Origin of the sequence: Variovorax ureilyticus, from assembly GCF_037889935.1 — a bacterium.
In the GTDB taxonomy this organism is placed as follows: domain Bacteria; phylum Pseudomonadota; class Gammaproteobacteria; order Burkholderiales; family Burkholderiaceae_C; genus Variovorax; species Variovorax ureilyticus.
Map to the genome: position 1 here is coordinate 63,905 of NZ_JBBKZU010000010.1, position 24,965 is coordinate 88,869.

General features: G+C 65.6%; 33 protein-coding genes. 12 read left to right on the plus strand and 21 right to left on the minus strand.

What is annotated here, in order from left to right; genetic code table 11:
• Window positions 1–83: 83 nt before the first annotated feature.
• Window positions 84–758 carry a hypothetical protein gene (locus tag WKW77_RS21860; RefSeq protein WP_340358986.1) on the minus strand — a complete coding sequence of 225 codons (675 nt, stop codon included), beginning with the start codon at window positions 756–758 and terminating at the stop codon, window positions 84–86.
• A 105-nt stretch (window positions 759–863) separates the two neighbouring features.
• On the opposite strand from WKW77_RS21860, the gene WKW77_RS21865 reads away from it, so the two are divergent.
• Together WKW77_RS21865 and WKW77_RS21870 are read left to right on the plus strand one after the other, a co-directional pair.
• Window positions 864–1,070 (plus strand): DUF3460 family protein, encoded by a 207-nt coding sequence (locus tag WKW77_RS21865; RefSeq protein WP_340358987.1) that lies wholly within the window; start codon window positions 864–866, stop codon window positions 1,068–1,070.
• Between the two features lie 126 nt (window positions 1,071–1,196).
• Complete coding sequence (locus WKW77_RS21870) at window positions 1,197–1,994, plus strand: segregation and condensation protein A (RefSeq protein WP_340359197.1); 798 nt, start codon at window positions 1,197–1,199, stop codon at window positions 1,992–1,994.
• A 69-nt stretch (window positions 1,995–2,063) separates the two neighbouring features.
• On the opposite strand, the gene WKW77_RS21875 is transcribed toward WKW77_RS21870, so the two are convergent.
• The 4 genes from WKW77_RS21875 to WKW77_RS21890 all read right to left on the minus strand — a co-directional run bounded on the left by WKW77_RS21875 (window position 2,064) and on the right by WKW77_RS21890 (window position 4,343).
• Window positions 2,064–3,065 carry an NAD(P)H-dependent glycerol-3-phosphate dehydrogenase gene (locus tag WKW77_RS21875; RefSeq protein WP_340358988.1) on the minus strand — a complete coding sequence of 334 codons (1,002 nt, stop codon included), beginning with the start codon at window positions 3,063–3,065 and terminating at the stop codon, window positions 2,064–2,066.
• Between the two features lie 24 nt (window positions 3,066–3,089).
• Window positions 3,090–3,557 carry a protein-export chaperone SecB gene (gene secB / locus WKW77_RS21880; protein ID WP_093163698.1) on the minus strand — a complete coding sequence of 156 codons (468 nt, stop codon included), beginning with the start codon at window positions 3,555–3,557 and terminating at the stop codon, window positions 3,090–3,092.
• 97 nt (window positions 3,558–3,654) lie between these two features.
• Window positions 3,655–3,915 (minus strand): glutaredoxin 3, encoded by a 261-nt coding sequence (gene grxC, locus WKW77_RS21885; RefSeq protein ID WP_340358989.1) that lies wholly within the window; start codon window positions 3,913–3,915, stop codon window positions 3,655–3,657.
• Between the two features lie 20 nt (window positions 3,916–3,935).
• On the minus strand, window positions 3,936–4,343 hold the full coding sequence (locus WKW77_RS21890; RefSeq protein WP_340358990.1) for a rhodanese-like domain-containing protein: 408 nt from the start codon (window positions 4,341–4,343) through the stop codon (window positions 3,936–3,938).
• Between the two features lie 72 nt (window positions 4,344–4,415).
• On the opposite strand from WKW77_RS21890, the gene gpmA reads away from it, so the two are divergent.
• The 3 genes from gpmA to WKW77_RS21905 all read left to right on the plus strand — a co-directional run bounded on the left by gpmA (window position 4,416) and on the right by WKW77_RS21905 (window position 7,515).
• Entirely contained in the window at window positions 4,416–5,162 is a 747-nt protein-coding gene (gene gpmA / locus WKW77_RS21895; RefSeq protein WP_340358991.1) for a 2,3-diphosphoglycerate-dependent phosphoglycerate mutase, read from the plus strand.
• 99 nt (window positions 5,163–5,261) lie between these two features.
• On the plus strand, window positions 5,262–6,704 hold the full coding sequence (locus tag WKW77_RS21900) for a S41 family peptidase (protein ID WP_340358992.1): 1,443 nt from the start codon (window positions 5,262–5,264) through the stop codon (window positions 6,702–6,704).
• Between the two features lie 52 nt (window positions 6,705–6,756).
• Window positions 6,757–7,515, plus strand: coding sequence for a HesA/MoeB/ThiF family protein (locus tag WKW77_RS21905; protein ID WP_340358993.1), 759 nt, complete (start codon window positions 6,757–6,759; stop codon window positions 7,513–7,515).
• An 8-nt stretch (window positions 7,516–7,523) separates the two neighbouring features.
• Here WKW77_RS21905 and WKW77_RS21910 read toward each other — a convergent pair whose 3' ends face one another.
• Window positions 7,524–7,724: a hypothetical protein gene (locus tag WKW77_RS21910; protein WP_340358994.1), complete on the minus strand. Its 201-nt coding sequence runs from the start codon at window positions 7,722–7,724 to the stop codon at window positions 7,524–7,526.
• A 284-nt stretch (window positions 7,725–8,008) separates the two neighbouring features.
• On the opposite strand from WKW77_RS21910, the gene WKW77_RS21915 reads away from it, so the two are divergent.
• Window positions 8,009–8,413, plus strand: a complete 405-nt coding sequence (locus tag WKW77_RS21915) for a response regulator (protein WP_340358995.1) — start codon at window positions 8,009–8,011, stop codon at window positions 8,411–8,413.
• 20 nt (window positions 8,414–8,433) lie between these two features.
• Here the strand turns inward: WKW77_RS21915 and WKW77_RS21920 are convergent, their stop codons facing one another.
• The gene (locus WKW77_RS21920) at window positions 8,434–9,066 is read right to left on the minus strand and encodes a response regulator (protein ID WP_028249172.1); all 633 of its coding nucleotides are present in this window, start codon (window positions 9,064–9,066) and stop codon (window positions 8,434–8,436) included.
• A 107-nt stretch (window positions 9,067–9,173) separates the two neighbouring features.
• On the opposite strand from WKW77_RS21920, the gene WKW77_RS21925 reads away from it, so the two are divergent.
• The 6 genes from WKW77_RS21925 to WKW77_RS21950 all read left to right on the plus strand — a co-directional run bounded on the left by WKW77_RS21925 (window position 9,174) and on the right by WKW77_RS21950 (window position 12,713).
• Window positions 9,174–10,532, plus strand: a complete 1,359-nt coding sequence (locus tag WKW77_RS21925; protein ID WP_340358996.1) for a CHASE3 domain-containing protein — start codon at window positions 9,174–9,176, stop codon at window positions 10,530–10,532.
• Window positions 10,533–10,699: 167 nt separating this feature from the next.
• Complete coding sequence (locus WKW77_RS21930; RefSeq protein WP_093163713.1) at window positions 10,700–10,864, plus strand: DUF1328 domain-containing protein; 165 nt, start codon at window positions 10,700–10,702, stop codon at window positions 10,862–10,864.
• A gap of 53 nt (window positions 10,865–10,917) precedes the next feature.
• Complete coding sequence (locus WKW77_RS21935; protein WP_340358997.1) at window positions 10,918–11,292, plus strand: hypothetical protein; 375 nt, start codon at window positions 10,918–10,920, stop codon at window positions 11,290–11,292.
• Between the two features lie 56 nt (window positions 11,293–11,348).
• On the plus strand, window positions 11,349–11,729 hold the full coding sequence (locus tag WKW77_RS21940; protein WP_340358998.1) for a hypothetical protein: 381 nt from the start codon (window positions 11,349–11,351) through the stop codon (window positions 11,727–11,729).
• A complete protein-coding gene (locus tag WKW77_RS21945; RefSeq protein WP_340358999.1) occupies window positions 11,719–12,168 on the plus strand; it encodes a hypothetical protein in 450 nt (149 codons plus the stop codon). The genes WKW77_RS21940 and WKW77_RS21945 overlap by 11 nt, the downstream gene beginning before the upstream one ends.
• Window positions 12,165–12,713, plus strand: a complete 549-nt coding sequence (locus WKW77_RS21950) for a ferritin-like domain-containing protein (RefSeq protein WP_340359000.1) — start codon at window positions 12,165–12,167, stop codon at window positions 12,711–12,713. The genes WKW77_RS21945 and WKW77_RS21950 overlap by 4 nt, the downstream gene beginning before the upstream one ends.
• 70 nt (window positions 12,714–12,783) lie before the next feature.
• Here WKW77_RS21950 and WKW77_RS21955 read toward each other — a convergent pair whose 3' ends face one another.
• The 14 genes from WKW77_RS21955 to ubiE form a co-directional block, all read right to left on the minus strand.
• A complete protein-coding gene (locus WKW77_RS21955; protein ID WP_340359001.1) occupies window positions 12,784–12,978 on the minus strand; it encodes a CsbD family protein in 195 nt (64 codons plus the stop codon).
• Window positions 12,979–13,101: 123 nt separating this feature from the next.
• Window positions 13,102–13,968: a DUF429 domain-containing protein gene (locus tag WKW77_RS21960; protein WP_340359002.1), complete on the minus strand. Its 867-nt coding sequence runs from the start codon at window positions 13,966–13,968 to the stop codon at window positions 13,102–13,104.
• A gap of 7 nt (window positions 13,969–13,975) precedes the next feature.
• The gene (locus tag WKW77_RS21965; RefSeq protein WP_340359003.1) at window positions 13,976–14,398 is read right to left on the minus strand and encodes a BLUF domain-containing protein; all 423 of its coding nucleotides are present in this window, start codon (window positions 14,396–14,398) and stop codon (window positions 13,976–13,978) included.
• A gap of 5 nt (window positions 14,399–14,403) precedes the next feature.
• Window positions 14,404–15,135 carry a GTP cyclohydrolase I gene (folE, locus tag WKW77_RS21970; RefSeq protein ID WP_340359004.1) on the minus strand — a complete coding sequence of 244 codons (732 nt, stop codon included), beginning with the start codon at window positions 15,133–15,135 and terminating at the stop codon, window positions 14,404–14,406.
• 70 nt (window positions 15,136–15,205) lie between these two features.
• The gene (locus tag WKW77_RS21975) at window positions 15,206–15,964 is read right to left on the minus strand and encodes an endonuclease/exonuclease/phosphatase family protein (protein ID WP_340359005.1); all 759 of its coding nucleotides are present in this window, start codon (window positions 15,962–15,964) and stop codon (window positions 15,206–15,208) included.
• Window positions 15,961–16,422, minus strand: a complete 462-nt coding sequence (gene nudB, locus WKW77_RS21980; RefSeq protein WP_340359006.1) for a dihydroneopterin triphosphate diphosphatase — start codon at window positions 16,420–16,422, stop codon at window positions 15,961–15,963. Before nudB ends, WKW77_RS21975 begins: the two co-directional genes overlap by 4 nt.
• A gap of 175 nt (window positions 16,423–16,597) precedes the next feature.
• Entirely contained in the window at window positions 16,598–18,403 is a 1,806-nt protein-coding gene (gene aspS / locus WKW77_RS21985; RefSeq protein WP_340359007.1) for an aspartate--tRNA ligase, read from the minus strand.
• Window positions 18,404–18,431: 28 nt separating this feature from the next.
• Window positions 18,432–19,052 carry a DUF502 domain-containing protein gene (locus WKW77_RS21990; RefSeq protein WP_340359008.1) on the minus strand — a complete coding sequence of 207 codons (621 nt, stop codon included), beginning with the start codon at window positions 19,050–19,052 and terminating at the stop codon, window positions 18,432–18,434.
• A gap of 14 nt (window positions 19,053–19,066) precedes the next feature.
• Window positions 19,067–19,399 carry an FmdB family zinc ribbon protein gene (locus WKW77_RS21995; RefSeq protein ID WP_340359009.1) on the minus strand — a complete coding sequence of 111 codons (333 nt, stop codon included), beginning with the start codon at window positions 19,397–19,399 and terminating at the stop codon, window positions 19,067–19,069.
• A 95-nt stretch (window positions 19,400–19,494) separates the two neighbouring features.
• Window positions 19,495–20,943 (minus strand): high affinity choline transporter 1, encoded by a 1,449-nt coding sequence (locus WKW77_RS22000; RefSeq protein ID WP_340359010.1) that lies wholly within the window; start codon window positions 20,941–20,943, stop codon window positions 19,495–19,497.
• Between the two features lie 18 nt (window positions 20,944–20,961).
• The gene (gene ubiB, locus WKW77_RS22005; protein WP_340359011.1) at window positions 20,962–22,527 is read right to left on the minus strand and encodes a ubiquinone biosynthesis regulatory protein kinase UbiB; all 1,566 of its coding nucleotides are present in this window, start codon (window positions 22,525–22,527) and stop codon (window positions 20,962–20,964) included.
• On the minus strand, window positions 22,524–23,078 hold the full coding sequence (locus tag WKW77_RS22010; protein WP_340359198.1) for a ubiquinone biosynthesis accessory factor UbiJ: 555 nt from the start codon (window positions 23,076–23,078) through the stop codon (window positions 22,524–22,526). The genes ubiB and WKW77_RS22010 overlap by 4 nt, the downstream gene beginning before the upstream one ends.
• 37 nt (window positions 23,079–23,115) lie before the next feature.
• Complete coding sequence (locus tag WKW77_RS22015; RefSeq protein ID WP_340359012.1) at window positions 23,116–24,153, minus strand: Tim44 domain-containing protein; 1,038 nt, start codon at window positions 24,151–24,153, stop codon at window positions 23,116–23,118.
• Between the two features lie 34 nt (window positions 24,154–24,187).
• Window positions 24,188–24,919, minus strand: a complete 732-nt coding sequence (gene ubiE / locus WKW77_RS22020; protein WP_340359013.1) for a bifunctional demethylmenaquinone methyltransferase/2-methoxy-6-polyprenyl-1,4-benzoquinol methylase UbiE — start codon at window positions 24,917–24,919, stop codon at window positions 24,188–24,190.
• Window positions 24,920–24,965 lie beyond the last annotated feature (46 nt).

Below are 24,965 nucleotides of genomic sequence, written 5' to 3' on the forward strand. Positions count from 1 at the left end.
AGGGGCGCGAGGCCCCGGCGGATTCTCGATGGCGCCATACCGTCCCAGGATATTGCACGGGGCGGTCAGTCTAGCCGTCGCGCTCAGTTCGCCGCGAAGCAGTACATCAGCCCTGCGCCGCCGGTCTTCCTGAACGCTTCCAGGCTGCAGCCCGGTGTGGCGTGCGAGGAGTTCCAGGACATCGCCGCCGGCGGCGCGTTCGTGCCCATGCGGTTGTGGTGGCCGACGATGGCGGAGCCCTCGCCGCTCTTGGTCCAGTTGCCGCAGGTGGTGTCCTTGCTGGTATCGGTGGAGGCACGGCCATCCGGCATCGAGCCCGTCAGGATGTCGTGGTTGTTGACGGGGTCGCCGCTCGCACTGACGATCTCGCCCTTTTCCGTCAGGCCCGTCTGCTTGTCGAGGTTGTTGGTGCCGTGCAGTTCGTCGAGGTTCTTGGCGATCGTCACGCCTTTCACGTTGACCCATGGCCCGTTGCCGATGCGATCGCGGGCATTCACCGCCGGACTGCCGGCCGTGGCGGTCGTGCTCAGGTACGCGCGCCAACTGCGACCGCCCGCGCCGACGCTTTCGGCCAGGCTCTGGCAATACCGGTCGGCGCCCGCAAGTCCGCCGAAGTCCCCGCCCTTGCCCGGGTTCGCGCTCGTGATGAAAAAGCTCATCTTGTTCTGCGGCGCGGACGAGCCGCCGGTCGTGCAGGCGGCCACCAGCGCGGCGGCGGCAAACGTCGAAGCAAGGAAGATCGTGTAGCGGCGTTTCATCGACTAGGCTCCTTGGTTGTTGGGAGCCGCCACGCTAGCGCATGCCACAGCCGGCTTCAAGGCGGAATCCACCCGGTAAAATCCGCCGCCAAAGGTTCAATCGCCATGCCCATCTTCGCCCGCCCGCACTACACCTCCGAGATCACCAACTTCATCGAAGAGATGAAGGAGAAGAAGCCGACCCTCGAAGCCGAGCAGCGCGCCGGCCGTGCGCTGCTGTGGGACAAGCACCTCGACGCCGGCCTGCAGGAAGAATTCAGCGAAGCGCGGGTGGCGCAGCAGCCCTACGTCTACCAGACCCAAGCCAAGTAAGTGACCATCCGGGCCGTACCGGCTACCGGGGGCCGCCGCCAAGGCGACGGCGCCGAAGCGGATGAGCACGCCCTTTCGACGCCCGACGCGGTCACCGCGGACGAGGGCACGGCTCCCGTGCCGCCGATGCCCGAGGTGGTCGACCAGGTCGCGCTCGCCCGCTTGTACGGCGAGCCGCTCTTCGCGCTGCCGAACGACCTGTACATCCCCCCCGAGGCGCTGCAGGTCTTCCTCGAGGCCTTCGAGGGCCCGCTGGACCTGCTGCTCTACCTGATCCGCAAGCAGAACTTCAACATCCTCGACATCCCGATGGCGGGGTTGACGCGGCAGTACCTGAGCTACGTCGACGAAATCCGCCAGACCAACCTCGAGTTGGCCGCCGAGTACCTGCTGATGGCGGCGATGCTGATCGAGATCAAGTCGCGGATGCTGCTGCCGCCCAAGAAGACGGCCGACGGCGAGGAAGCCGAGGATCCGCGCGCGGAACTGGTCCGCCGGCTGCTCGAATACGAGCAGACCAAGCTCCAGGCCGCCTCGCTGAGCGCGCTGCCGCAGGCGGGCCGCGACTTCTGGAAGGGCCAGGTCTACATCGAACAATCGCTGAAGCCGCGCTTCCCGGACGTCAACGTCGTCGACCTGCGCGAAGCCTGGGCCGACATCCTCAAGCGTGCGAAGCTGGTGCAGCACCACAAGATCTCGCGCGAGGAACTGAGCGTGCGCGAGCACATGAGCATCGTGCTGCGCCACTTGCAGGGGCGGCAGTTCGTCGAGTTCGAAAAGCTCTTCGACGTGTCGCGCGGCACGCCCGTGATGATCGTCACCTTCATCGCGATGCTCGAGCTCGCGAAGGAAACGCTGATCGACATCACCCAGGCCGAAGCCTTCGCGCCGATCTACGTGCGGCTGGCGTATACGCCGGCCTGAGCCCTCGCCGGGGCTCATTGGGTAAGCGCCGCACTGTGGTGCAAGCGCCTTCGGGCGGCCGGGCGGCGCTCAGGCAGATTCGCTGCCGGGCTCGCGCGCCATGAGTTCGGCGACGGCTTCCGCGGGCCGCACACGTCCATCGAGCAGCGCGACCACGCCGGCCGAAATCGGCATCTCGACACCCAGATGGCGCGCACGCTGCACCACGGTGCGAGCGCAATAGACGCCTTCGGCCACGTGACCGAGCGAATCGACCGCCTGGGAAAGCGTGTAGCCCTGCGCCAGCAAAAGGCCGACCTTGCGGTTACGCGACAGGTCGCCGGTGGCGGTCAGGACGAGATCGCCGAGACCGGAAAGCCCCATGAAGGTCTCGGCACGGGCGCCGAGCGCCACACCGAAGCGCGTCATCTCGGCAAGGCCCCGCGTGATGAGCGCCGCCCGGGCATTCAGGCCCAGCGACAGCCCGTCGGCCAGCCCCGTCGCGATCGCAAGGACGTTCTTGACCGCACCACCCACCTCGACGCCGACGATGTCGTCGTTCGCGTAGACCCGCAAGGCCGGGCCGTGAAAAGCGTCCACCAGCGCCTTGCGCACATCGGCATGGGGGCTCGCGGCGACAAGCGCCGTGGGCCGGCCCTGTGCCACTTCCAGCGCAAAACTGGGCCCGCTCAGGACGCCGGCGGCGAGCCGGGGCGCAACCTGGGCCTGGATTTCGTGGGCCAGCAGGCCTTCGCCCCCGGACCCGGCAAGCGCGGGCTCGACGCCCTTGCAGAGCCAGGCGACTGGACAGGACACCCCGTCGAGCAGGCCGAGTTGCTCGCGCAACGCGGCCATCGGCGTGGCGATGATGACGAGATCGGCAGACTTCGCCGCAGCGAGCGGGTCGCCGGACGTGATGGCGATGGAGGGAGGAAGTGCGACACCGGGCAGGTAGCGCGCGTTCTCGCGCGCCGCCGACATGGCCTGCACCTGGACGGCATCACGGGCCCATAGCGAGACCGCGTGACGTCCGGAAGCGTTGACCGCCAGCGCCGTACCCCAGGCGCCGGCGCCGAGCACGCAGACTTTCATCGGCGGCGCAAGCGCAGTTGCGGATTACTGCGTGATGATCGGCGAAGCCTGGTTGGCCGCTGCCTGCGCCTGCTGCTGCTCGAACATCGCCTGGAAGTTGATCTCGGCGAGGTGCACCGGCGGGAAGCCGCCGCGCTGGATCACGTCGGCGACGTTGCCGCGCAGGTAGGGATACACGATCTGCGGGCAGGCGATGCCGAGGATCGGGCCCATCTGCTCTTCGGGCAGGTTGCGGATCTCGAAAATGCCGGCCTGCTTGGCCTCGACCAGGAACACGGTCTTCTCGCCGATCTTGGTCTGCACGGTGGCCGACACGGTGATCTCGAAGATGCCGTCGGTCACGGGCTGGGCGTCTACGCCGAGCTGGATGTCGACGGTCGGCTGCTGTTGTTCGAGCAGGATGGCCGGCGAATTGGGTTGTTCGAGCGAGAGATCCTTCAGGTAGACGCGCTGGATCTGAAAGACGGGATCTTGTGCTTGCTGGTCGGCCATGGCTGAACTTTCTAGGGTCAAAACAACGCCCGCCCGGGAAAATCCCAGAGCGGGCTTCTGGATGTAGCGGGCGATTATCGCCCGTGGAAACGACGGCTCAGGCGCCGTGGAGCAACGGCATCAGTCCGCCGCGGCCATCGAGCGCAATCAGGTCGTCGCAACCGCCGACGTGCGTGTCACCGATGAAGATCTGCGGCACGGTGCGGCGCTGGGTAACGTCCATCATCGTGGCGCGCGCGTGGGGGTCGCTGTCGATGCGGATCTCTTCGATCTGCTCCACGCCTTTGGACTTGAGGATTTGCTTCGCGCGAATGCAGTATGGGCAAACGGCGGTGGTGTACATCTTGACGGCTTGCATGGGTCGTAAGTCTGGGGAGTTCAGGCTTTTTCAACCGGCAGGTTAGCCTCTTTCCAGGACTTGAGTCCGCCAGAGACCGCTTGGGCCTGCTCGTAGCCCAGCTTCTTGGCCGTTGCCACTGCGCGCTGCGCCCGTGCGCCGGAGGCACAGATCAGCAACAAAGGCAACGATTTGTTCTTCACCGCGCCGGGGAGCTTCTGTTCGAGTTCACTGAGCGGCACATTCTTGGCGCCGGTCACATGGCCTGCGGCAAACTCCTCCGGCTCCCGGACATCGACCACCACGGCACGCTCGCGATTGATCAACTGCACCGCCCCCTGCGCCGTCAGCGAGCCGCTGCTGGCCCCGCGCAGCATCGGCCAGAAGAGCATGCCTCCCGAGGCCAGTGCGATCAGGATGAGCATCCAGTTGTCGACGATGAATTTCACGGTGTTCCTTGAGTGGCAAACCCTGGATTTTAGAATGTCGGGTTTCCGACCGCGTTCCCAAAGGCTTCCCTCATGCACAAACTGGTATTGATCCGCCATGGCGAATCGACCTGGAATCTCGAAAACCGCTTTACCGGCTGGACCGACGTCGACCTGACCGCCACCGGCGTCGAACAGGCCAAACAGGCCGGCCGACTGCTCAAGGCGGAGGGCTACGACTTCGACGTGGCCTACACCAGCGTCCTGAAGCGTGCCACCCGCACCCTTTGGCACACGCTCGACGAGCTCGATCGCACCTGGCTCCCGGTCGTGCATTCATGGCGCCTGAACGAACGCCACTACGGCGCCCTCCAGGGCCTGAACAAGGCGGAAACGGCCAAGAAATACGGGGACGAGCAGGTCCTGGTCTGGCGCCGCAGCTACGGCACGCCGCCGCCACCGCTCGAGTCCAACGACCCGCGCAGCGAGCGGACGGACGTGCGCTACGCCAAGCTGTCGCCGGAACAGATTCCGCTGACGGAGTGCCTGAAGGACACGGTCGCGCGCGTGCTGCCCTTCTGGAACGAGTCCATGGCGCCGGCAATCCGCGCCGGCCGCCGCCTGGTGGTCGCCGCGCACGGCAACTCCATCCGCGCGCTCGTCAAGTACCTGGACGGGATCTCCGACGACGCGATCGTGGGCCTGAACATTCCCAACGGAATTCCTCTGGTCTACGAACTGGACGATGATCTCAAGCCGCTGCGCCACTATTACCTCGGTGATGCGGATGCCGCCGAAAAGGCCGCAGCAGCGGTCGCGGCGCAAGGCAAAAAAGGTTGAGCAAATTCCTCCAGAGTTCGAGTCATTCACGGAACCCGGACAGACAAGTAGCTTCCAAGCTGTGTATATTGATTTGACAGGCGACAAGGACTCTTACACATGGGCCAGAAACTGAAAATTGGCGGCTGGATCGCCGCAGGCGCCGTTGCCGGCGCGCTGACCACGGTGTCATTGCAAACCGTCGCGCGCGGTTCGCTGGCCCCCCTGCCTCTGGAGGAACTGCAGCAGCTCGCCGCGGTGTTCGGCATGGTCAAGACCGACTATGTCGAGCCGGTCGACGAGAAGAAGCTCATCTCGGACGCCATCTCGGGCATGGTCGCCGGACTCGATCCGCATTCTCAGTACTTCGACAAGAAGTCGTTCAAGGAATTTCGCGAAGGCACGACCGGCCGCTTCGTCGGCGTCGGCATCGAGATCTCTCAGGAAGACGGCCTCGTCAAGGTCGTCTCGCCGATCGAAGGTTCCCCGGCCTTCCGCGCCGGCCTGAAGCCGAACGATCTGATCACCAAGATCGACGACACCGCCGTGCGGGGCCTCACGCTCAACGAAGCCGTCAAGCGCATGCGCGGCGAGGCCAATACCAAGGTGCTGCTGACCATCTACCGCAAGGACGAGAACCGCACCTTCCCGGTGACGATCACGCGCGAGGAAATCCGCACCCAATCGGTGCGCGGCAAGGTCTTCGAGCCGGGCTATGCGTGGATTCGCCTGTCGCAGTTCCAGGAACGCACGGTCGACGACTTCGTCAAGAAGGTCGAGGAAATCTACAAGCAGGAGCCCAACCTCAAGGGCCTCGTGCTCGACCTGCGCAACGATCCGGGCGGCCTGCTCGACGCTGCGGTCGCGATTTCCGCCGCCTTCCTGCCCGAGAACGTGACCGTCGTTTCGACCGATGGCCAGTTGGCGGAGAGCAAGGCCGTCTACAAGGCCGCGCCCGAGTTCTACCAGCGCCGCGCCGGCAGCGACCCGCTGCGCGGCCTGCCGGCAGCGCTCAAGACCGTGCCGCTCGTGGTGCTCGTCAACGAAGGCTCCGCCTCCGCCAGCGAAATCGTCGCCGGGGCGCTGCAGGACCACAAGCGCGCCACGGTGATGGGCAGCCAGACCTTCGGCAAGGGCTCCGTGCAGACGGTTCGACCGCTCGGCCCCGACACTGGCCTCAAGATCACGACCGCCCGCTATTACACGCCGAGCGGCGCCTCGATCCAGGCCAAGGGCATCGTGCCCAATGTGCTGGTCGACGAAAGCGCCGAAGGCAGCCCGTACGCCGCCCTGCGCATGCGCGAAGCCGACCTCGAAAAGCATCTGGCCAGTGGCCAGGGCCCCGAGGTCAAGGATTCCGAGCGCGAGAAGGCACGCGACGAAGCCCGCAAGCGCCTCGAGGAAGAGGCCAAGAAGCCGCCGCAGGACCGCAAGGTTCCGGAGTTCGGCTCCGACCAGGACTTCCCGCTGGTCCAGGCGTTCAACCGCCTCAAGGGCCAGCCGGTGCTCGTGAGCAAGACGCAGGTGATCGTCGACAACAAGGAAGAGAAGAAGGAAAACTGACCCTCGGGCGGCCCGGCACCGGGCCGGGCCCCCGGGGCGTCTCGCACGGCGCATGGAAGACCAACACCTCCTGCGCTATTCGCGCCACATCCTCCTCGAAGAGTTCGGCATCGACGGGCAGGCGCGCGTCAGTGCGGCGCACGCGCTCGTCATCGGCGCCGGCGGCCTGGGATCGCCGGTCGCGCTCTATCTCGCCGCGGCGGGTGTCGGCCGCATCACGCTGGTCGACCATGACGAGCTCGACCTGACCAATCTCCAGCGGCAGATCGCACACACCACCGCGCGCGTGGGCATGTCCAAGGTCGATTCGGCGGCAGACGCGATGCGCGCCATCAACCCGGACATCGTGATCGAAGCCGTCAAGCTGCGGGCCGATGACGAACTTCTTTCCAGGCTTGTCGCCGAAGCGGACGTGGTCGTCGATTGCAGCGACAACTTCCAGACCCGCCATGCGGTCAATCGCGCCTGCGTGGCCCATGCCAAACCCCTGGTCGCGGGCGCGGCGATCCGCTTTGACGGACAGCTGAGCGTCTACGACACGCGCGATGCGGCCTCCCCCTGCTACGCCTGCATCTTTCCGCCCGACGCCGATTTCGAGGAGACGCGATGTGCGGTGCTCGGCGTTTTCGCGCCGGTGGTCGGCACCATCGGCACCTTGCAGGCCAACGAGGCGCTCAAGCTACTGGCGGGAATCGGCCCCTCTCTCGCCGGCAGCCTGCTGATGTTCGATGGCCGGCGTTCGGCTTTCGACAGCCTGCGTGTCGCGCGCGATCCGGGATGCAGCGTGTGCGGTCATCGGCCGGCCGGCTGAGCTGAACCTCAGTCGACGCCCATCGCGGCGCTCGCCGACGACAGGGCGGCTTCAGGCCCGGATAGAAGGCAGACCGCCCCGGCGACAGCGGCCCTGGTCGCGGCTTCCGCCAGCTTCAACTCCGCAGCGGCCGCCTCGCCTCCCGCGACAGTGACCGCAGCCATCAGCATCAGCACACCGAAGGCGACGTAGCTCCACAGAATCTGCATTTCAGGGCTCCCCCACACGCTCTGGTTGAATCAACGCCGCATGCGCGGCCCGTAGGAGCAGGTTATGAGGGCAGGCGCCACTGCCGCGTCGGGATCGCGCCGCAAAGCCCTGTGAGGACAGGCCTACGAATGCGGCTTCCAAGCAACACTCGTAAGAACAAGCCTACAGCGGCTGGACGCGGTTCCCTGCATCATGAGGCCCAATATTCCGTAGCATTTGCAACGGCAGCTTTCCTTGGGGCAAGCAAGTTCGTAGCCAGGCTCGCAAGGGGCAAGCGGTTCTCATGGACCCCAGATTGAAAACCTACATCGTCGAAGACAACGTCACGATCCGAGAGAATCTCGTCGGCACTCTGGAAGAGCTCACGTGCATTTCGACGATCGGCTTCGCAGAGACGGAAGCCGAGGCGACGCAATGGCTGAGCGAAAACACCGACGAGTGGGAACTTGCCATCATCGACCTGTTCCTCAAGCAGGGAAGCGGACTGGGAGTCCTCCAGGCCTGCATGTCGCGGCGCCCCGGTCAGAAGGTGGTGGTGCTGAGCAACTATGCGACGCCGGACATCCGCAAGCGGTGCGCGCAATTCGGGGTCGATGCGGTCTTCGACAAGTCGAACGAAATCGACGGGTTGATCGATTTCTGCATTGCCCAGTCCACTGCGCTGCGGCAGACGGCCAGCCGAAACTGACCGCGCCGCAAGCGGCCGATTCAGTCGATCAGCTTGTTCTTCAGCGCGTAGTAGGTGAGGTCGCTGTTGGACGAGAGATTCATCTTCTCCATCAACCGCGTGCGATACGTGCTGACGGTCTTCACCGACAGGGACAAGGTCTTCGCGATGTCCCCGGCGGTCTCTCCCTTGGCGAGCTTGAGGAACACCTGGAACTCCCGCTCCGAAAGCTGTTCGTGCGGTGCGGCGTCATCCTTGCGATCGAGCTGGCGCGCGAGCAGCTCAGCAACGGCGGGGGTGATGTAGCGGCGACCCAGCGAGATGGTGCGGATCGCGTTCACGATCTCGATCGGATCGCACTCCTTGTTGAGATACCCGCTCGCACCCTGGCGGATGAGGTTCATCGCGTAGTGCTCTTCGGGATAGCCACTGAGGATGAGGATCCCGACATCTGGTGCCTTCGCGCGGATCATCGCAAGCGCATCGATGCCGCTTTGCCCCGGCATGGAAAGGTCCATCACGAGCACATCGAGTTCGGTGGTGCGAACCAGTTCGATCGCCTCGCGCCCGCTCGCGGCTTCACCCACCACGCGCAAGTCGACATGCTCGGAAAAGAACTGCCGCAACCCGGAGCGAACGATGGCATGGTCGTCCACAATTCCAATCTTGATCATCTGTTACCTTCACTGTTGAATCGCGGCTTTTTGCGTCGCAACATGCCGGTCCCTGGCCTGTTTCGATTATTCCCGAATTTGATTTCTCGGCACCGCTCGGAGACCCCATGCGCTGGCTAGCTTTCCCGAAGATGGCGCTGAGCCTCACGCTGGCGACCCTCGCCGCGCTCGTGCTCGTGGGCATCAACGAAGCCGGCTATCGCCAATCCCGCCAGGCCCTCGAGGAAGTGAGCGATGCGCAGCGTGCACGCGTCGTGCTCAACCTCATGCTTCAGAACATCCTCGATGCAGAAACGGGCCAGCGCGGTTATCTGCTGACAGGCGAGCCCCGATATCGCGAACCTTACGACGCCGCGGTGAAGCAGGTCGACGGGCATCTTGCCGCATTGCAACTGCTCTACGCGAAACGGCCGACGCAGCTCGCGCAGCTGAATCAGCTCGCCAAGCACGTCTCGAAGAAGCTTTCCGAGATGGACGTGAGCGTGCGGCTGCGGCAGAGCGGGAACGAGGATGCCTGGAAGTTCGTCATCACGACCGATGTCGGCCGCGAAGAGATGGACGCCATCCGCAACGAGGTCGGCGACCTCGTCGCGCTCAGCAGTGACGAACTCACGCGTGGACAGCTCCAGGTCGTGAAGTCGCTGCGCTTCGCGCGCATCGGCATCGCCATCGTCGCGCTCGCCGCGCTCGTCGCGTTCTACCTCTACCTGAGACAGACCCACGCGTTGCGACAGGTCGGAGAGCGGCAGCAGCAGGCCCTCGAACTCGAGCGCAATGCGCTGGAAGACGAAGTGCGCGAGCGCACCGCGACGCTCGCCGAACTCGCGACCCACCTGCAGCAGGTGCGCGAGACCGAACGCGGCTTTCTCGCGCGCGAACTGCATGACGAGCTGGGCTCGCTGCTCACCGCCGCCAAGCTCGATGTGGCGCGGCTGAAGTCGCGCATGACCGAACTGCCCGATGCGATCCAGCGGCTACAGCACCTCAACGACCTTCTCAACAGCGGCATTGCGCTCAAGCGCCGCATCATCGAGGACCTGCGGCCTTCGTCGCTGTCCAACCTCGGGCTGGTCGCGTCGCTGGAGATCCTGGGCCGCGAATTCGCGGAGCGCTCGAACATCGAGATCGAGATGGTGCTCGAGCCGGTGGAGTTGAACGAGGCCAACCAGCTCACTGTCTACCGGATGGTGCAGGAGGGCCTGACGAACATCGTCAAGTATGCGCAGGCGACCGAGGCCAGCATCGTCATGAAGAACTACGGCAATCACGTGGTCGTCGAAGTGACCGACAACGGCAAGGGCTTCGACCCGCAGCACCATCGGCCTTCGAGCCATGGCCTTGCCGGCATGCGCCATCGCGTGGAAGCGGCCAAGGGCCGGCTCACCGTCACATCCAAGCAGGGCCAGGGCACTCGATTGAGTGCGGTCCTCCCGGCCAACCCGGTTCCATCTGCCGCCGTCGCGTGAGCCCATGGCAAGCTGCCCGCACGGGCCGCCAAGGCATTCGGCCGTCTCCTACGCCTCGCGCACGCCACTGCTGACAGGTTCGACGCGGAGCGACTCTTAACGTTGATGCAAGCGTGTTCCCGAGAGCGCGCTTTCACATCAACGCGGCCACATCAAAGGAGTCAAGCATGTTGCATTACGCAGTCGTGTTCCTGGTCATAGCCCTGATCGCAGCCATTTTCGGATTCGGCGGCATCGCAGCAAGTGCCGTGGGCATCGCCAAGATCCTCTTCATCATCTTCCTGGTCCTCGCGCTGGCAAGTTTCATCGCGGGCTTGATACGACGCGGGTAGCGTCGGTACGATGAGCAGGTCCTCGCAACCCATTTCCCGGAAGGATTTTTTTCATGAACACGACCATCAAGACTCCCCAGCAACTGGCCGATGACGCGCGCCAGACCGCAACCGATGCGATCGACACGACGCGAGCCTATGCGCAGAACGCCGTAAACGCGGCGGGAGAAAAGGTGCGCGAACTCCGCCATGACGCAGAGCCTGCCGTGGAACAGCTCGCGGCCCGTGTCCAGCAGGCCGTCCAGCGCGGTCTGGATGCGGCATCGACCACCAGTGCCCGCGCGCAGCGCCGCCTCGAACAGGCGGCCGACGTGACCGGCAAGTACATCGCCGATCAGCCGATGCGCTCGGTGCTCATCGCTGCCGCAGCCGGCGCAGCCATCACGGCGCTCATCGTGCTCGCAAGCCGCCGCGGGGACGACTATTGATCTCCAGTCCCTGACGTTCATCGGCGGCTCGCAGCGAGCCTCAACTGCCCGGCACCATGCTTCATCCCATCTATTCCACGGTGCTCGGGCATCCCGAGCTGATCGCCGATCATCTGGCCAACTATGGCGCGCTCCTTCGCGAAGAAGCGCACGAGGCCAGCCGCAGCCTGATCGCCCGAATGGTCGCGGGCGTCCTGGCCGTGGTGAGCGTCATGCTGGCGCTCGGCCTCATCGGCGTGGCGGTCATGCTCGGGGCGATGCACGAGCGATTCCACTGGACCCTCGTGGCGGTTCCCGGCGCGGCGATGCTGATCGCACTTCTCTGCGCGCTCTACGCATCCCGCCAGCGCGATCTCCATGGCTTCGCGGAGCTGCGGGCACAGGTCGAGGCCGACATCCATGCGCTCCATCTCGCCGGAGAACGCCATGAGCACTGAGCACGAACAGCTCACGCCGCAGCAGCGCCTCTCGCTGTCGCGCCGGGCGTTGATCGCGCAACTCCAGGGGGACAAGGACGATCCGTCCGCGGACTGGCTCGATGCGGCGCCCGACGAGTCGCCGCAACGCGTGAACGGGCGACCGGGCATTGCATGGAGCGAAGTGGCCGGGCGTGTGGTGCGGCGGTGGTGGCGCCGCCACCCGGCCAACGCGGCGGGCCAGCTTGCCTTGCCGGTGCTCGAACGCTACGCGCGCGAGGAGCCGGCGAAGCTCATGGCGGCAGCGGCTGCAACGGGGGCGCTCGTCGTGCTGATCAGGCCCTGGCGGCTGTTGTCGATCACCGCGATCCTCGCCGCCGTGCTCAAGACATCGGACGTGGCCGACCTCGTGACCACGTTGATGAAGAAAACCGCCAACCCACGAAAGGATGCCCCATGAATACCGCCGTCAAAGAACGCCCCGACCGCCTCGTGCTGGATCAAACAGCCATCGACGCCGCGGCCTCCAAGGACCTCGACGAGGGCGCGGTGACGCCCAGCTACGGCCCCTGGCGCGACGACATCGTCAAACTCCTGAACGATGCGCTCGCCACCGAGCTCGTGTGCGTGCTGCGCTACAAGCGCCACTACTTCACGGCCAATGGGGAGGCCTCGCCGGCCATCGCCGACGAGTTCCTGGTCCATGCGAACGAAGAATCCGCGCACGCGGACAAGATTGCCGAGCGCATCGTGCAACTCGGCGGCGAGCCGGATTTCAGCCCGAAGACGCTGCTCGACCGCAGTCACGCGGAATACGATGAATCGATGGATCTGCAGGCCATGGTGCGCGCCAATCTCGTCGCCGAGCGCATCGCGGTGGAGACCTACCGCCAGATGATCGCGCTGATCGGCGACAAGGACCCGACTACACGCCGAATGCTCGAGGAAATCCTCACCGACGAGGAAGAGCACGCGGACGAACTCAGGGACTGGCTCGGTCACTGAAGCGCCCAGTTGGCATCCTGCACGCCACACAAGAAAGCCCGGCATGCCGGGCTTTCTTGTGTGCGGCCGGTCAGGGCTTGTCCGCGTCACGGAGCGCGTCCTTGGCCTGCTCCTTGGCGTCGCCGTAGGTCTTCTGCACCTTGCCGGCGGCCTGGTCCACCTGGCCTTCGGCCTTCAGCTTTTCGCTGCCGACCACCTTGCCCGCCGCTTCCTTCAGCTTGCCCTTGGCTTCTTCCGCGCGGCCTGAGACTTGATCCTTGTTCATGATGCTTCCTTTGCGAGTTGATGGAGGTTCACAGATGGTTCGCTCGAACCACGTTTCCCAATCTACTCAGCAGAAGCGCGGCCGAGCGCCGGCATGAGCGCGAACCGGTGTAGGAGCGCACCCTCAGGCCGTGACGATCCAGCCTTCGAGCGGATCGACGGTGGATGGCAGCCCGTAGCCCGGGCCTTCGCTCGTTCGGCGAGCCGCAGCCCAGGCGGCTTGGACGAGGCATTGCACGGCATCGATGTGGTCCCCCTTGGCATCGGCCAGGAGACGCTCCCGCAGATCGCCGGGCACCACCAGCCGAAGTTCAAGGCGCGACGATCCCCTCTCCAGGGCTGCGAGCAGGTCGTTGCGGACGAGCCGGCGCTGCGCCGTCTGTGCGGCAACCTGGTCGCTCTTGTAGCTGCGGCGGCCGACCAGTTCGCGCGCCAGCAGACCCGGATAGCCTTCCAGTGCGATCCGGCTGCCGCCTTCGGCCGCCACATGCAGGCCGGGCAGCGAGGCGCCCGCGGCGATCAGGCGCGACACGCCGGCATGGAGCATGAACGCCACCGGCGGATTGACCCACTTCATCGACGGGCTGGAACCCGCGGGACGATCCGTCGCGCGATGCGCGAATTTGCTGCCCGACGGACGGGCAGCGCAGAAGGCTGCGAAGGTGTCGCGGATCGTCGATCGATCGATGGCGGCATAGTGCTCGATGAGCAACTTCCACTCCGAAGGCCAGCCCAGATCGACCACCAGTTCGCGCGGCAGACCGAACGGAAAGTCGAAGGCGCCGATCCACTGCGGCGTCTCGGCGAGCCAGCAACCCCACGCATCGAGCGACGCGAAGCACTCGAAGCCGTGAAGCGCGACCCGCCCGTCGCTCGCGGAGCCGAGGGCGACCACGATGGGCTTGCGCGAGGTGGGCGCGCTCGAAAAATCGCAGCCGATCAGAAGCACGTGGCGCCCTCGAGACGCCGCGGCCTGTGCGGCGTTGGACACGGGAGATTCAGTGCCGCCCGACGATGGCAGCGGTGGCCATCAGCTCTTCGAGCAGCGCCAGCGAGACCTTGCCCGAGACCGAGTACGGATCGAGCTCCGGCCGCTCGGAATACTTCAGCAGCGTCGAGGCATTGAGCTTCGACAGGTTGACCTGCCCCATGGTCCAGCCACCGAAGCGGCGCTCCGAGATTTCTTCGTAGTGCAGCAGCACGACGTCCTTGTGGCGCGGGTCCCGCTGGATGTGGCCGTAGAGCTCGCTGATCGCCATGCGGCCGCCTTCGATGGCCTGCAGGAACACGCCGCCGCCGTAGCAGAGGATGCCGGTGATGCCGCATGCCGTGTTGTGCGAACGCGATTGGGCCAGGATCGCGTCGATGGCCTCCTGGCTGGTATCCACAGCGCGGCTGACGTAGAGAAGACGTACGAGCATGATGATCAGCGCTGGCGCGGAAGGAGGGAAAGGAATTCGCGGCGCAGGTTGGGGTCCTTGAGGAACACGCCGCGCATCACGGAGTTGATCATCTTGCTGTCCATCTCCTTGACGCCGCGCCACTGCATGCAGAAGTGCTCCGCCTCTACGACCAGCGCGAGTCCGTCCGGCTGGGTCTTTTCCTGGATCAGGTCGGCGAGTTGGACGACGGCCTCTTCCTGGATCTGCGGACGGCCCATCACCCATTCGGCGAGGCGTGCGTACTTCGACAGGCCGATCACGTTCGTCTGCTCGTTGGGCATGACGCCGATCCACAGCTTGCCGATGATCGGGCAGAAATGGTGCGAGCACGCGCTGCGCACCGTGATCGGCCCGACGATCATCAGCTCGTTGAGATGCTCCGCGTTCGGGAACTCGGTGAGCGAGGGCTGGTTCACGTAGCGGCCCTTGAACACCTCCTGCAGGTACATCTTGGCCACGCGCCGGGCGGTGTTGTCCGTGTTGTGGTCGTTCTCGATGTCGATCACGAGGCTGCGGAGCACGTCCTTCATCTTGTGCTCGACTTCGTCGAGCAGATGCTCGAGCTCGCCCGGCTCGATGAATTCGGCGATGTTGTCGTTGGCGTTGAAGCGTCGTCGCGCGGCCAGCAGGCGCTCGCGAATCTTCATGGACACGGGTGTGCCCTCGTCTTCATCCCCTTCCACGGGGCGCCGTGCGGCGTCGATGGTCCTAAGCATTCAAGCATCCTAACAGCGAATGGTCGCCGGCCAATTAGCCCTACAGCGCCCTACCCGCCGATGGTTGTTGCTACTGTTTCGATAGCAAAAAGTCCGTCACCAGCGGGAGGTGGTCGGACATCCGCGCCCAGATCGGACCGCGCGGCACCGAGCAGGCAACCGGTGCGAGCCGCCGTCCGTAGATGAAATCGAGCTGGGTCACGGGCAGCCGCGACGGATAGGTCAGGATGCGCGGGCCGCGCAGGTCGCTCGAATCCCGCATGCCCATCGCGTTCATCGCGTAGCGCATGCGCGCGCCCCAGTCATTGAAGTCGCCAGCCACCACCAATGCCTCATCTGGGGGAATCTCGCGCTCGACGAACTCCCGCAGCTGGGCCACCTGCCGGATACGGCTGCCCTTGATCAGCCCCAGGTGCACCACGATGGCGTGCACCGGCCGGCCGTCGACTTCGATCACGACATGCAGCAGTCCGCGCTGCTCGAAGCGATGGTCCGAAATGTCCTGGTGCGTCTTGCGGAGCACCGGCCAGCGCGTCAGGAGCGCGTTGCCGTGCTCGCCGTGCTTGGTGATCGCATTGGTTTCATAGACGGCCGTATAGCCTTCAGGCGCCAGGAAGTCGGCCTGAGGCAACTCGGGCCAATGACGAAACCGCATCGCGGCCTGGCGGTTCATCTTGCGGACTTCCTGCAGGCACACGATGTCCGCGTCGAGCTGCTCGATGGCGTGGCCGAGGTTGTGGATTTCGAGGCGACGCGCCGGCCCGATGCCTTGCACACCCTTGTGGATGTTGTAGGTGGCCACGCGGAGGGTGTTCGCCTGCGGATTCATCGCGCAAATTGTGGCAGGAGCAGGATCGCCTCGGCGTTCGATGGCGAAAAACAGGCGTCGGCCGCCTCGCGATAAGGCAGCCAGCGCCAGTCCGTGTGCTCGCGCGGGTCGAGCCGCGGCGTCAGGCGATCTGGAACGCACAGGCCGAAGAGGTGCTCCGTGTTGTGCGTCACGCCCGGCGCGTAGCGGGAGAGCCAGCGCGGGTAGATCTCGTAGATGTTCTCGAGCCCCCAGTCGACCAGCTGCGCAGCCAGTGCGGAGCCTTCGCCGCAGTCGATGCCCGTTTCTTCGGCCACCTCGCGGGCGGCGGTGATGGCCAGCGGCTCGTGTTCGGAATTCCTGCTGCCGGTGACCGACTGCCAGAAATCCTCTGCGTCGGCACGGCGGATCAGGAGTACGTCGAGTGCCGGCGTGTGGATCACGACCAGCACCGACTCGGGGATCTTCCAGGCGCGCATGGTCAAGCCCCGTCGGTCTCTCGCCGCGCCTTATGCGGCCCGCGAGCCATGAGAGCCAAGGCCGCGCAGCAGGCCCCTTCGCGGGCACCCGCGGAACCGGCTTCGCCGGGCCGCTGGGTGCGCCCCCTTTAAGGGGGTGCAGAGCCACACGAAGTGGGCGAGGCTGGGGGTCACTTTATGCCGCAGGTTGCGGGTTGCGCAGCTTGATGTGCAGTTCGCGCAGCTGCTTCTCGTCGACCGGGCTCGGCGCCTGCGTAAGCAGGTCCTGCGCGCGCTGGGTCTTCGGGAAGGCGATCACGTCGCGGATCGATTCGGCGCCGCTCAGGAGCATCACGAGCCGGTCGAGGCCGATCGCGATGCCGCCGTGCGGCGGGGCGCCGTACTGCAGCGCGTCCAGCAGGAAGCCGAACTTGTTCTGGGCGTCCTCGGCGCTGATCTTGAGCGCACGGAAGACCTTGCTCTGCACTTCCTCGCGGTGGATACGGACCGAGCCGCCGCCCATCTCGATGCCGTTGAGCACCATGTCGTAGGCCTTGGCGATGCACTTCTCGGGGGCCGAATCCATGAGGTCTTCGTGACCATCCTTCGGCGCGGTGAACGGGTGGTGCACCGCCGACCAGCGCTGGCCTTCCTCGTCGAACTCGAACATCGGGAAGTCGACGACCCACAGCGGCGCCCAGCGGTCGTCGAACAGGCCGGCCTTCTTGCCGAAGGCGCTGTGGCCGATCTTGACGCGCAGCGCGCCGATTGCGTCGTTGACGACCTTGGCCTTGTCGGCGCCGAAGAACAGGATGTCGCCATTGCGCGCACCCGTGCGGGCAATGATCTCGGCCAGCGACGCGTCATCGAGGTTCTTGACGATCGGGCTCTGCAGACCGTCGCGGCCCTTGCCGGCATCGTTGACCTTGATGTAGGCCAGACCCTTGGCGCCATAGATCTTGACGAATTCGGTGTAGGCGTCGATATCGCCGCGCGAGAGGCCACCCTCTCCGCCGCCGCCCGGCACCCGCAGGGCCACGACGCGGCCGCCGGCCATGCTGGCCGCCTGAGCGAACACCTTGAATTCGACGTTGCGCATCACCTCGGTGAGTTCGGTGAACTCGAGCTTGACGCGCAGGTCGGGCTTGTCGGAGCCGTACTTGAACATGGCGTCGCCATAGCTCATGACCGGGAACGGCGGCAGCTCGACTTCGGCCGCGGCACGGAACACCCTGCGGATCATGCCTTCGAACATCTCGCGGATCTCTTCCTCGGCCATGAACGAGGTCTCGATGTCGATCTGCGTGAATTCGGGCTGGCGGTCCGCGCGGAGGTCTTCGTCGCGGAAGCACTTGACGATCTGGTAGTAGCGGTCGAAGCCCGACACCATCAGCAGCTGCTTGAAGAGCTGCGGCGACTGCGGCAGCGCGAAGAAGCTGCCGTCGTGCACGCGGCTGGGCACGAGGTAGTCGCGCGCGCCTTCGGGCGTGGACTTGCCGAGCATCGGGGTCTCGATGTCGATGAAGCCGTTGGCGTCCAGGAACTTGCGCGTCTCCATCGTCACCTTGTAGCGCAGCATCAGGTTGCGCTGCATCGCGGGACGGCGCAGGTCGAGCACGCGGTGCGTGAGGCGGGTGGTTTCGGACAGGTTGTCGTCGTCGAGCAGGAACGGCGGCGTCACGGAAGGATTGAGCACCTTCATCTCGTGGCACAGCACTTCGATCTTGCCGCTCTTGAGGTTGTCGTTGGTCGTGCCCTCGGGGCGCGCGCGAACGAGGCCGGTGATCTGCAGGCAGTACTCGTTGCGCAGGCCCTCGGCCGTTGCGAAGGTGGAGGCGCGATCCGGGTCGCACACCACCTGCACATAGCCCTCGCGGTCGCGCAGATCGATGAAGATCACGCCCCCATGGTCGCGGCGGCGATTCACCCAGCCGCAAAGGGTGACGGTTTGCCCCAGGTGGGCTTCGGTCACGAGACCGCAATAGTTTGTACGCATGGCCATAGATGAATTCCGGCGCCCGTGGGCGCGTTTATTTGATCGCGATCGCTGCAGGGCCGCCGGGAACGACGACCCCCATCGAGACGATGTACTTGAGCGCGTCGTCCACGCTCATCCTGAGTTCGATGCAGTCGCTGCGCTTGAGCATCACGAAATAGCCGCCCGTCGGGTTGGGCGTCGTCGGCACGTACACGCCGAGATACTCGCCGCCGCCCAGCTGCTCGACGACCTCCTGGCCGGGGGTGCCGGTCACGAAGGCGATCGTCCAGACACCCTCACGCGGCCACTGGACCAGCACGGCGGTACGGAATGCATTGCCGTTCTCGGAGAACAGCGTGTCGGAGACCTGCTTGACGCTGGAGTAGATCGACCGCACCACGGGGATGCGGCGAACCACCGCGTCACCCCAGCCCAGCAGGCGCTTGCCGACGAAATTGCTCGCAACCGCGCCGACGCTGAGCAGGATGGCGAGCGTCAGCAGCACGCCGAGGCCGCGCACCTTGTGCTCGCTGAGGTACTTCTGCCAGTCCTCCGGCAACAGCCACAGCGTCTGGTCGAGCGTGCCGATGATCCAGTTCAGCACGGCCAGCGTGATGGCCAGCGGAACGATGACCAGCAAGCCGGACAGCAGCCATTTGCGCAGGGCGAGCATGGCGGGGTGCAGCCTCAGTCCGCGCTGGGCGCGGGCGCCGCGGCAGGCGCAGGCGCGGCCGCTGGTGCGCTCGCGGGAGCCTCGGCCGGCTTGGCGGAAGCGCCGTCGGAGGGAGAGCTGACGGAGGGCTTGTCGCCGCCGGACTTGCCGCCGCCAGACTTGCCGCCATCGCGGAAATCGGTGACGTACCAACCGGAGCCCTTGAGCTGGAATCCGGCAGCGGTCACTTGCTTGCTGAACGCATCAGCGCCGCAAGTCGGGCACTCCGTCAGGGGAGCATCGGACATTTTCTGCAGCACATCCTTGGCAAAGCCGCAGGCGCTGCACTTGTATGCGTAGATAGGCATGGGGTGGGGAACGAAAGAAGCGGCCGGCGGCCGCTTGCAAAGCCCTCGATTATAGAGGCGCCACCCCCTTGGCCGGGCGCCGGGCGCCGGATGGATCAGGCGGGGTCGGCCGCCAGAGGCCGGTGCGGCGTGCGCGTGTTGGCCACCCATTGCGGCGCCAGCGACCCCACCACCATCCCGGTGAAGGAAGCCAGCAGGCCCGCCAGCTGCGCCGGGAACACACCGCTCCACGACGTCGCGAGGAACAGCAGCCACACGCCGATGCCCAGCACCACCGCGGCAACGGCGCCCTGCGTGGAGGCGCGCTGCCAGTAGAGCCCGCACACGAGCGGCACGAACGCCCCCACGAGCGGCACCTGGTAGGCGCCGGACACGAGTTCGTAGATCGGCGTCCCCTGCATGCGGATCGCGTAGGCGAGCACGCAGACGCTGAACACCAGCACGGTCAGGCGCATCGTCATGAGATTCGAGCGGTCGCTGCCGGCCGGGCGGAATTGGCGCCAGATGTTCTCGGTGAAGGTGACGCTCGGCGCCAGGAGCGTTGCCGAAGCGGTCGACTTGATCGCCGAGAGCAGCGCCCCGAAGAAGAACACCTGCATCACGAAGGGCATCTTCTCGAGCACCAGCGTGGGCAGGACCTTCTGCGGATCTTCCTTGAGCAGCGTCGCGGTCTCGGTCGGCATGATCAGCAGCGCGCTCGCCACCAGGAACATGGGCACGAACGCGAACAGGATGTAGGCCACGCCGCCGATCACCGGCCCGAGCGTCGCCGCCCGGGTGCTGTTGGCCGACATCACGCGCTGGAACACGTCCTGCTGGGGGATCGAGCCCAGCATCATCGTGATCGCGGCCGCGAAGAAGAAGATCATGTCCTTGAGCGTCGGCTCGGGCCAGAACTTGAAGAGGTCCTTGCTGACCGCGAACTCGACCACCTTTTCCGCGCCCCCGGCCATGTTGCCCGCGAACGTCGCGATCACGGCGAGGCCCAGCACCAGGATGATCATCTGGATGAAGTCGGTCACCGCCACCGACCACATGCCGCCGAAGAGCGTATAGGCCAGGATCGAGACCACGCCGATCACCATGCCCATCGGCACCCCGATGGCACCGCCAGACAGCACGTTGAACACCAGCCCCAGCGCGGTGACCTGGGCGGACACCCAGCCCAGATAGCTCAGCATGATGATCAGCGAGCACGCGATCTCGATGAATCGCCCGTAGCGCTCGCGGTAGTAGTCGCTGATGGTGAGCAGCGTCATGCGATAGAGCTTGCCGGCGAAGAAAAGCCCGACCAGGATCAGGCAGGTGCCGGCGCCGAAGGGGTCCTCGATGACCCCGTTCAGGCCGCCCTCGATGAACTTGGCCGGGATGCCCAGCACCGTCTCCGACCCGAACCACGTCGCGAAGGTCGTGGTCACGATCATGTAGAGCGGCAGGTGGCGCCCCGCGATCGCGAAGTCCGTGGTGTTCTTGACTCGCCTGGCCGCGTACAGGCCGATGGCGATGGTGACGAGCAGGTAGGCGATGACCAGGGTCAACAGCACAGCGAGTTCTCCAATAGATCAGAAAAGACGCACGCGCACCAGCACCTGCATCGCAAGCAATCCCAATACAAAACCTATGCCACCGTAGATGATCGCCTGCAGGAGGCGGTTGGTCCGCTTCTGGGCGGCCAGGAGCTCCAGCAGTTCGCGCCGGTGGTCGGCGGGGCGATTTTCCAGGAAATCGTGCATGAGGCGCGGCAGCTGGGGCAGCAATTTGGCGTAGCGTGGTGCTTCGGCCTTCAGCTGCTCCAACAGCTTGCGCGGGCCGATCTGCTCGCTCATCCACTTCTCGAGGAAGGGCTTGGCGGTATTCCAGAGGTCCAGCTCGGGGTCGAGCTGCCGGCCCAGCCCCTCGATATTGAGGAGCGTCTTCTGCAGCAATACCAGTTGCGGCTGGATCTCGACATGGAAGCGGCGCGAGGTCTGGAAGAGCCGCATGAGCACCATGCCGAGGGAGATTTCCTTGAGCGGCCGGTCGAAGTAGGGCTCGCAGACCGTGCGGATCGCGGCTTCGAGCTCGTCGATGCGGGTGCCCAGCGGCACCCAGCCGCTTTCCAGGTGCAGCTCGGCCACGCGCTTGTAGTCGCGGCGGAAGAAGGCCACGAAGTTCTGTGCGAGGTACTCCTTGTCGGACTCGGTCAGCGTGCCGATGATCCCGAAGTCCAGCGACACGTAGCGGCCGAAGGTCTGGGGCGCCAGGCTCACCTGGATGTTGCCCGGATGCATGTCGGCGTGGAAGAAGCCGTCGCGGAAGACCTGCGTGAAGAAGATCGTGACGCCGTCGCGCGCAAGCTTCGGGATGTCCACGCCGGCCGCGCGCAGGCGGTCGAGCTGCGCGATCGGCACGCCCTTCATGCGCTCCATCACGATCACTTCCGGGTGGCAGAAGTCCCAGAACATCTCCGGGATCAGCACCAGGTTGAGCTTGTCCATGTTGCGGCGGAGCTGGGCCGCATTGGCCGCCTCGCGCACCAGATCGAGCTCGTCGTGCAGGTACTTGTCGAATTCGCCGACCACCTCGCGCGGCTTCAGCCGCTTGCCGTCGGACGAGAGGTTCTCGACCCACCCGGCCATCACGGCCATGAGCGCGAGGTCCTTCTCGATGACGTCGCGCATGCCCGGACGCAGCACCTTGACCGCGACTTCGCGCACGGAGCCGTCGGGCACGCGCAGGGTCGCGAAGTGCACCTGCGCGATCGAGGCGCTGGCCACCGGCGTTTCGTCGAACTCCTCGAAGATCTCGCCCACGGGCCGCCGGAAGGCGCGCTCGATGGTCGCGATGGCCACCTTCGACGGGAACGGCGGCACCCGGTCCTGCAGCCAGGCAAGTTCGTCGGCGATGTCGGGCGGCAGCAGGTCGCGGCGGGTCGACAGCACCTGGCCGAACTTCACGAAGATCGGCCCGAGCCGCTCCAGGGCTTCCCTCAGGCGCTGGCCGCGCGGGGCATCGAGATTGCGCCCGACCGAGACGATCCGCGCCACCACGCGCAGCCAGGGCTTCTGGAAGCTGGTGAGAACGAGTTCGTCGAGGCCGTAGCGAAGCGCGACCCAGACGATGAAGATGCCGCGATAGATACGCCTCATTCGGCGCCCGCGGAGCCGCCGGCCTTGCCGGAACGCTCGCCGACAAAGCGGCGCAGCGCGTCCACCGCCCGACGCGCGCCGGTCGCGATCGTGTGTGCCGGCACGTCGCCGATCAGGCGTGCCAGGTCGTCCTCGACATCCCAACGCACGTGGTCGACGAGCCAGTTGACCTCCGCGGCCAGCTGCACGTCGCCTTCGATGCGAACCGCCGGCTTCTCGCCGCTGAACGCGGCCCGCGCCAGGCCGAAAGGGGATTCCTCGGTGACGCTCAATGTGAGTTCGGGCTCGGCGCCTTCGGGTGCGAGATCCAGCAGGCCGGCGGGCGTCGCGACGAACTTCATCGTCACGAAGCGCCACTGGAACAGTGCCACCCTGCCCTGCTGGCGCATCAGCCGCTGTTGGGCCTCGGGCTCCTGTTGAAGCACGTGGTTCAGGAAAAGCACCGTCCGGTGCTGGATTTCGCGAATCGCCCAATCCGGCGGCTGCATGCGGCTGCCGACGCGATTGAACAGGTCGTCAAGAAAAGAAAAAGGGGACGATGGTGTAACCATGTCCCCATTATCGGGCTCGAAGCCCCCGGAAAAGGGCTTACTGCAGCGCTTGAACGCCCGCCACGAGCCAGCCCCCGCCATTGGTGGGCTTGGTCATGTTCCAGACTTCGCGGAACGGGCTCGGGCCGGCGGAGACGTCTTCGCGAATCATTCCGGAGAACTCGACGCTCGCCAGATAGGCATCCGGCAGCTCTTCGATGCCCAGCAGCTTCGCGTCGAGCATCACGACCTCGGTCTTGTTCGACTGGCCACCGGTGTGGCTCTCGCGCTCGGCCAGCTGCTGGCGGATCTCGCCGATCATCTCGTCGGTCATCATCGAACGCAGCGAGCTGATGTCGGCGCGGTCCCAGGCGTCCTGCAGGGTCACGAAGTTGCGCTTGGCGGCCGCAAGAAAACCGTCGATATCGAAGCCCGCCGGAATACCCCAGGACTGCGAACCGGCGAGGGCCGAACCGATCATGCTGCCCCCGGCTGCGGCCGCACCTGCCATCGACGAACCGGCCGGATGCTCCGGCTTCGCCGGCGTGGGTTCGAAGGCCACGTGATTCCGCTCCCAGGGACGGGCCGATGCATCGTTGCCGACGTTCTTGGGGCTGTACTGCGCAGGTGCCGTAGCTTCCGACGGGCTTCCCGCGCCCTGGAATGCAAAACCGCCGGCGCGCGGGGCCGATGCGCCTCGCGACCGCGACGCGAAGATGCGCCACACGACCACCCCCGCAACCACCAGAAGAAGGATCAGCAGGAAGTTGCCGAAGGCCGCGCCAAGGCCCAGGGAGTTGGCGAGCCAGGCGAGGCCCAGGCCGGCGGCGAGGCCGCCGAGGATGCCGGCCCACGGCCGCTTCGGCGCGGCGGGTGCGGTCTGCGGCGCCGCTGGTGCCGGCTTGGCCGCGGCATTGTTCGCGTTCTGGGCGGGCGCACCGGACTGTGCCGGTGCTGCCGGCGGCGTCGCTTCGCGCTGGGTCACATTGCTCGACTGCTTGCCGAACGATTTGCCGCCGCCCATGCGTGCAGCGTCGGCATCGATGCTCACAACGGCCAGCGCACACACCAGCATGACGGACCACAAATTCTTCATGACGTCTCCTCTACGGCAAACAAACAACTCAGGTTCAACACTTGATTCCAACATGCAGGGCAACGACACCGCCAGTCAGGTTGTGATAGTCCACATGCCCGAAACCGCCCTCCTTCATGAGGGTCTTGAGTTCTTCCTGGCCGGGATGAATGCGGATCGACTCGGCGAGGTAGCGATAGCTGGCATCGTCGCCCGCGACGACCTTGCCCAGGCGGGGCAGCACGCTGAACGAATACCAGTCGTAGGCCTTCTGCAGCGGCTTGGCGACCTTCGAGAACTCGAGCACCAGGAGCTTGCCGCGCGGCTTCAGCACGCGGTTCATTTCCTTCAGCGCGAGGTCCTTGTGGGTCATGTTGCGCAGGCCGAACGCGACGGTGACGACGTCGAAGTGGTTGTCGGGAAAAGGCAGCTTCTCGGCATCGCAGACCGTCGTGGGTAGCACGACGCCGGCATCCAGCAGACGGTCGCGCCCGGTGCGCAGCATGGCCTCGTTGATGTCGGTGTGGACCACCTGTCCGGTGGCGCCGACCTTCTTGGCAAAAGCCAGGGCGAGGTCGCCGGTGCCGCCCGCGATGTCGAGCACCTTCGAGCCTTCACTCACATTGGCCACCATGACGGTGTAGGCCTTCCATGCCCGGTGAAGGCCCATGGACATGAGGTCGTTCATGAGGTCGTAGCGCGAGGCAACCGAGTCGAACACGCCGCGCACGCGGCGTGCCTTGTCGCTCTCTTCGACCGATTCGAATCCGAAGTGGGTGGTAGTCATTCAATAGCCTTCGTGCTGCGCACTGCGGCGCGGGCTTGCTTGGGGC

What these genes read in the sequence shown, in the direction of transcription:
- WKW77_RS21860 (WP_340358986.1), bottom strand. Translation starts at nt 758, where the DNA reads ATGAAACGCCGCTACACGATCTTCCTTGCTTCGACGTTTGCCGCCGCC.
- WKW77_RS21865 (WP_340358987.1), top strand. Translation starts at nt 864, where the DNA reads ATGCCCATCTTCGCCCGCCCGCACTACACCTCCGAGATCACCAACTTC.
- WKW77_RS21870 (WP_340359197.1), top strand. Translation starts at nt 1,197, where the DNA reads ATGCCCGAGGTGGTCGACCAGGTCGCGCTCGCCCGCTTGTACGGCGAG.
- WKW77_RS21875 (WP_340358988.1), bottom strand. Translation starts at nt 3,065, where the DNA reads ATGAAAGTCTGCGTGCTCGGCGCCGGCGCCTGGGGTACGGCGCTGGCG.
- secB (WP_093163698.1), bottom strand. Translation starts at nt 3,557, where the DNA reads ATGGCCGACCAGCAAGCACAAGATCCCGTCTTTCAGATCCAGCGCGTC.
- grxC (WP_340358989.1), bottom strand. Translation starts at nt 3,915, where the DNA reads ATGCAAGCCGTCAAGATGTACACCACCGCCGTTTGCCCATACTGCATT.
- gpmA (WP_340358991.1), top strand. Translation starts at nt 4,416, where the DNA reads ATGCACAAACTGGTATTGATCCGCCATGGCGAATCGACCTGGAATCTC.
- WKW77_RS21900 (WP_340358992.1), top strand. Translation starts at nt 5,262, where the DNA reads ATGGGCCAGAAACTGAAAATTGGCGGCTGGATCGCCGCAGGCGCCGTT.
- WKW77_RS21905 (WP_340358993.1), top strand. Translation starts at nt 6,757, where the DNA reads ATGGAAGACCAACACCTCCTGCGCTATTCGCGCCACATCCTCCTCGAA.
- WKW77_RS21910 (WP_340358994.1), bottom strand. Translation starts at nt 7,724, where the DNA reads ATGCAGATTCTGTGGAGCTACGTCGCCTTCGGTGTGCTGATGCTGATG.
- WKW77_RS21915 (WP_340358995.1), top strand. Translation starts at nt 8,009, where the DNA reads ATGGACCCCAGATTGAAAACCTACATCGTCGAAGACAACGTCACGATC.
- WKW77_RS21920 (WP_028249172.1), bottom strand. Translation starts at nt 9,066, where the DNA reads ATGATCAAGATTGGAATTGTGGACGACCATGCCATCGTTCGCTCCGGG.
- WKW77_RS21925 (WP_340358996.1), top strand. Translation starts at nt 9,174, where the DNA reads ATGCGCTGGCTAGCTTTCCCGAAGATGGCGCTGAGCCTCACGCTGGCG.
- WKW77_RS21930 (WP_093163713.1), top strand. Translation starts at nt 10,700, where the DNA reads ATGTTGCATTACGCAGTCGTGTTCCTGGTCATAGCCCTGATCGCAGCC.
- WKW77_RS21935 (WP_340358997.1), top strand. Translation starts at nt 10,918, where the DNA reads ATGAACACGACCATCAAGACTCCCCAGCAACTGGCCGATGACGCGCGC.
- WKW77_RS21940 (WP_340358998.1), top strand. Translation starts at nt 11,349, where the DNA reads ATGCTTCATCCCATCTATTCCACGGTGCTCGGGCATCCCGAGCTGATC.
- WKW77_RS21945 (WP_340358999.1), top strand. Translation starts at nt 11,719, where the DNA reads ATGAGCACTGAGCACGAACAGCTCACGCCGCAGCAGCGCCTCTCGCTG.
- WKW77_RS21950 (WP_340359000.1), top strand. Translation starts at nt 12,165, where the DNA reads ATGAATACCGCCGTCAAAGAACGCCCCGACCGCCTCGTGCTGGATCAA.
- WKW77_RS21955 (WP_340359001.1), bottom strand. Translation starts at nt 12,978, where the DNA reads ATGAACAAGGATCAAGTCTCAGGCCGCGCGGAAGAAGCCAAGGGCAAG.
- WKW77_RS21965 (WP_340359003.1), bottom strand. Translation starts at nt 14,398, where the DNA reads ATGCTCGTACGTCTTCTCTACGTCAGCCGCGCTGTGGATACCAGCCAG.
- folE (WP_340359004.1), bottom strand. Translation starts at nt 15,135, where the DNA reads ATGCTTAGGACCATCGACGCCGCACGGCGCCCCGTGGAAGGGGATGAA.
- WKW77_RS21975 (WP_340359005.1), bottom strand. Translation starts at nt 15,964, where the DNA reads ATGAATCCGCAGGCGAACACCCTCCGCGTGGCCACCTACAACATCCAC.
- nudB (WP_340359006.1), bottom strand. Translation starts at nt 16,422, where the DNA reads ATGCGCGCCTGGAAGATCCCCGAGTCGGTGCTGGTCGTGATCCACACG.
- aspS (WP_340359007.1), bottom strand. Translation starts at nt 18,403, where the DNA reads ATGGCCATGCGTACAAACTATTGCGGTCTCGTGACCGAAGCCCACCTG.
- WKW77_RS21990 (WP_340359008.1), bottom strand. Translation starts at nt 19,052, where the DNA reads ATGCTCGCCCTGCGCAAATGGCTGCTGTCCGGCTTGCTGGTCATCGTT.
- WKW77_RS21995 (WP_340359009.1), bottom strand. Translation starts at nt 19,399, where the DNA reads ATGCCTATCTACGCATACAAGTGCAGCGCCTGCGGCTTTGCCAAGGAT.
- ubiB (WP_340359011.1), bottom strand. Translation starts at nt 22,527, where the DNA reads ATGAGGCGTATCTATCGCGGCATCTTCATCGTCTGGGTCGCGCTTCGC.
- WKW77_RS22010 (WP_340359198.1), bottom strand. Translation starts at nt 23,078, where the DNA reads ATGGTTACACCATCGTCCCCTTTTTCTTTTCTTGACGACCTGTTCAAT.
- WKW77_RS22015 (WP_340359012.1), bottom strand. Translation starts at nt 24,153, where the DNA reads ATGAAGAATTTGTGGTCCGTCATGCTGGTGTGTGCGCTGGCCGTTGTG.
- ubiE (WP_340359013.1), bottom strand. Translation starts at nt 24,919, where the DNA reads ATGACTACCACCCACTTCGGATTCGAATCGGTCGAAGAGAGCGACAAG.